1 protein-coding gene is annotated in these 729 nt (G+C 66.9%); it reads right to left on the reverse strand.

The window, feature by feature from the left end; all coding sequences use genetic code 11:
- Positions 1–95 precede the first annotated feature (95 nt).
- Positions 96–326, reverse strand: coding sequence for an atrazine chlorohydrolase domain protein (locus tag GD1_RS25720; protein WP_020789800.1), 231 nt, complete (start codon positions 324–326; stop codon positions 96–98).
- Positions 327–729: the final 403 nt, after the last annotated feature.

A 729-nucleotide genomic window follows, 5' to 3' on the forward strand; every position in this document is an offset into this window, starting at 1 on the left:
AGCGTGCCTTGGGTGGTGACCACGCAACGGCCCCTCGACGATGGGTCGGCCCTCGGTTCGCTCGATCCCGTGCTCGATCATCGTGCATGCCCCGGTCAGCTGCTCAGCGCCGCCAGTTCTGCGGTCAGGGCGGCGACGTCGATCCGGGTACTGCGACCATCGGCGACGACGACCTCGCCGGCCACCCGGACGGTGTCGACGATCTTCGGCGACGCGGTGGTCAGCAGCGATGCCGCCGGGTCGAGGATCGGTCGACAGGCGAAGTCTCGGTCGAAACGCGGGAGCGTCAGATCCGCGTTGCGGCCCTCGGTGACACCATCCGGCACCCGACCCTGCGGGAGACCGAGGGCCGAGGATGCACCGTCGCAGGCGGGGCCGGAATGTCCGAGGTCTCGAAGGCATTGGCCAGTCTACGCTGCGCCCGTTGCAGATAGGCGCCGGCGCGTAGCGTCTCCAGCATGTCCTGCCGATCGTTGAACCGGTACCGGTGACGCCGAATCCGCCGAACGTGCTGCCGCAGCACATGTCTGCGCGGTCCGGGTCCGGATGCGCCGGTTGCGGCAGTCGGCTGCAGACTGAGGCAGTTGCCGGCCGTCGATCGGACTGGCGGGCTCACCACGGGTGTCCCACGGGTGAACCCGAGCCTCCTGGGTGAACAGCTTTCACAAGTTGTCCACAGATGTTGTTCTGCAGACTGATTCGCTGATAGTTCGCCTATGTGTGGCTCTA

Source organism: Gordonia desulfuricans NBRC 100010, from assembly GCF_001485495.1.
Lineage (GTDB): Bacteria > Actinomycetota > Actinomycetes > Mycobacteriales > Mycobacteriaceae > Gordonia > Gordonia desulfuricans.